The sequence below is a fragment of the Sporosarcina koreensis genome, assembly GCF_001531445.1.
Classification (GTDB): Bacteria; Bacillota; Bacilli; order Bacillales_A; family Planococcaceae; genus Sporosarcina; species Sporosarcina koreensis_C.
This window is the reverse complement of sequence record NZ_LQYA01000152.1, coordinates 26,258-29,860: the sequence shown is the minus strand read 5'-3', so window position 1 is coordinate 29,860 and position 3,603 is coordinate 26,258. Positions and strand designations below refer to the sequence as shown.

Genomic DNA, 3,603 nt, shown 5'->3' with positions numbered 1-3,603 from the left:
CTCTTCATTCAGCAATTCAGACGGGTCCGAAACCGCCAACTGCAGTCCGATCCCCGGCAATACCTGCTGAATGCGCGAGATATAAAGCGAGGGCAACAGCGATTTCCCTTCCTCATCCGAAATCGGGTACGAAATGAAAAGCTTCTCCCTCGCCGATGTAAACGCCCGGTAGGCCATATACGATTCATCCATAAGCTTCATTTTCGACGACGGGGCGAGCTCCAAGCCGCTCATCGCGAACCATTCACGATCTGAATCGGACAAGATCCCCTCCGCGTCGATCCGTTGCGGCAACACACCGTCATTGACACCGATAACGAAGCCTGTTTCGATCTCCATAAGGCTTGCCAGCTCGATCGTCGTCACCGTCACTTGATCGAGGGACGGCGGGATGCGCGTGAATTCGAGCGTATCGAATCCTTCATCTAAAATACGCGCAGCTTCCTTCAGCTCCAGCTGCTTGTCACCGAACATGAGGACAAACTGGTCAAGGACGTTAATCCATGATTCCCAAGCCTGTTCATGTTCCGTCGCGTTCAACAGTCGGCCCGCGCGTTCTTCATCCGCCCGCAAGTCAATAATCTTATCGTACACTTGCAGCGATTCCATGAACAGAAACAGTGCCTCCGCGACATCCCGGCCATTTTTCGACCGCTTCAGCCTGCCTTCGAACTGTGTAAGCGGCTCCCGGATCAAATCACGAATGCTATGCAGTTCCCGTTCCAACTGGAGTTCCTCGTCGGTCTGCACAGTCGTATGCAATTCCAGCCCACGATACCGCTTCACTTTCCAGCGCGTCTCATCGAACCACCGATTGCCGTATAGTCCATTGGCAAGCACGTAATTTTCCAGACGGTCCGCACGCTCCCGCCACAGAAGCTTATCTTCTCGATGCGGGAAAAACAAATCCGTCTTCACCGCGCGGAATACCGATTCATACGTCCAGCCTGACGTGACGGCTTCAAGAACCGACCTTGAAAACTCGATGAGCGGATGGTGGAGCATCGGCTTTTTCCGGCTAATGAATACCGGAATGTCATATTGCGAAAATATCGTTTCAATGAGTTCATCGTATTTGTCCGGCTGCCGGTACAGAATCGATATTTCCTTATACCGCTCGCCCTTCATGATAAGTTCCCGGATTTTCCTTGCGACCGCATGGATTTCCGCCCGCCGATCCGTCGCCTCGATGAGAGAAACCGATCCCTCAGATGGCCTTTCCTTCGGTGGATATTTCTCGAATTCGTTCTCGAAGTGGCGCAGCTCGTCATTCTTAAACCGGAGAGGCTGTCCCATATGGATCCCCTCTTCGATATCCACCGCTTCATTGCGGGCGATCTCCCGGAGCTTCATCGACGTGCGGACAGGATTGAAGAACAGTTCATGATCCGCATGTCCCGACAAATCGGATTCCATCGGCAAGACGACTGTCACGCGGTTGCCATGCTTCATCAGTTCCGTAATGATTTCATACTCCCTCGCTGTGAAACTTTCAAACCCATCTATATAAATCTCTGCGCTCTTCATAAGTTCCGAGTGTTTGATCTGCGACGCGAGCAAAGCCAAATGCCCCTCGCTATCGACGTAAGTAGTACCGAGCCGTTCCTCGATTTTCGATACAAGCAATGAAAGATCGCTCACCTTGTCCTGCAACGTCCGTGGAGCATCGGCTGTAGCCAGTTGCTCCCGGAACTCGGCTAATGTTTCCCGGTCAAGGCAATAACGGCTGAACTCCTTCATGAGATCGCCGATTTTCTCCGTAAACCCTCTCTTATTCGCAGCCTGTTTGAACAACTTCAGCTCTTCCCGATTCTCCTCCAGCACACTTCGCACAAGCATCCTGTAACCGAATCCGTCGACTTCCTTCCGCGTAATGCCGCCCGTTTCCTGCAGCACCCGCCATGCGAGTCGTTTAAACGTGGAAACTTGAGCGCGGATCAAGCCATTCAGACCGAAATTCACCGACAAGCTAAGCTCCATCGAATACGACATCTGATCCGGCACGATCAGAATGACTGCTGGACCCAACGGATTCCGTTCAAGCTCCTCGGCAATCTCCCGCTCAATAACCGTCGTCTTCCCCGTCCCGGCTCTCCCAGTCACAAACCGCAATGTCATGGCCCTCTCCCCCTTTCTGTAAATCAAAAGAACCTATCTTCCTTTCTTTCATTGTACCGAAAGTTAAGGAAGACAGGAACTATTAACAGTGGAAGTTTTGATTCGACAAATGCGTACAGCGCGATAAGTAGAACACGGAAATAAAAATCCCAACGGCCCATATAATACGCATAAATTCGCTAACTCGCGCATAATCCATCCCCAAAGTCCATAAATCGTTTTATCCACGTATAAAACCGTCTTTGTACGCATAATTCACTAGAATGACGCATAAATCCATATCTTTGCGCATAAAAAGTGATTCTCACGTATAACTCTTCAATTCTCTTCATCTTCCCCTTGAAAAATCGTGCTCGATTCCTCTTCCACCTTCCGATCAAGCCGCTTCTCAAGCCACTTGCCTACCGCCCAGAGAAGCACGATGATTCCAACGACGATCCCCGTCCGCAAAGGCTGTGTCAATAGCGCCTTCAAATCATACCCGATAAAGCTCATCGTGAAAATCATGACTAACTTTCCAGCCATCAAAATGAACAAATAGTTTTTCTTCTTCATATTCGACAAGCCCGCCACCAGATTCACCAAGGCAGATGGCGTAAAAGGAAAGCAAATGAACAAGAACAACGGACCAAACCCATTCCGCTCGACCCAGCCGATCAATCGTTGAACCCGCTCATGTTTTGTTAAAAAACGCAAAAAGCGATTCCTTCCATACTTTCTAATAATCAAAAACACTGCATACGAACCCACTACCGTCCCCGCCCACGATAATATGAACCCATACCATATTCCATAAGCAACCGTATTCGCAATAACAAATGCAAATAACGGTAAAAAAGGTAAAAACGATTCTATAAAAGGCAGCAAAAGGCCAATAAACGGACCCAACGCCTTATAACGCTCCGCCAACTCCGTAATCTTATCTACATCTAGCCATTCATCCATCTGCAACACCCTCGCCTGTCAACAATCGACCTAACCGATTCCATCAATTTACTATCGAATATTCCCTTTTCCTTTAAAGAATAACACCAAAACATCAAAATATAGTATAATTTCAATCATACATAAATGAAAGACGTGACAACATGGTGAAAAATCAATTCATTGCCGGCCTAAAAGCAGGACTAAGTATCGCCATCGGCTACTTCCCGATCGCCCTCACTTTCGGATTACTCGCAAAAACAACAGGCCTCCCCCTCATCGAAGCGACCGCCATGAGCATATTCGTCTACGCTGGGGCAGCCCAATACATATCACTCAACCTAATCTCATTCGGGGTCGACCCGTTCACCATCGTCATCAATACATTCGTCGTCAACATCCGTCACTTCCTTATGACGGCTTCACTGAATGAAAAGATGCATCGCGCACCCAAATGGGTAAAAGCGATCTATTCATTCGGCATCACGGACGAATCGTTCTCCGTCCTGGCAACTGGGAAGGAAAGCAAAATCCCGACAGCATACGCATTCGGCGTGACAA

General features: G+C 48.9%; 3 protein-coding genes. 1 reads left to right on the top strand and 2 read right to left on the bottom strand.

The features are described 5' to 3' along the window. On the bottom strand, nt 1-2,118 hold a 2,118-nt coding region (locus AWV70_RS15985), incomplete at its 3' end, for a 3'-5' exonuclease (RefSeq protein WP_276525648.1). Between the two features lie 318 nt (nt 2,119-2,436). Then, a complete protein-coding gene (locus AWV70_RS15980) occupies nt 2,437-3,063 on the bottom strand; it encodes a TVP38/TMEM64 family protein (RefSeq protein ID WP_060209290.1) in 627 nt (208 codons plus the stop codon). Nucleotides 3,064-3,206: 143 nt separating this feature from the next. Here AWV70_RS15980 and AWV70_RS24735 point away from each other — a divergent pair. Beyond that, nucleotides 3,207-3,603, top strand: a 397-nt coding sequence (locus AWV70_RS24735) for an AzlC family ABC transporter permease (protein ID WP_235588708.1), incomplete at its 3' end; no start/stop codon positions are given.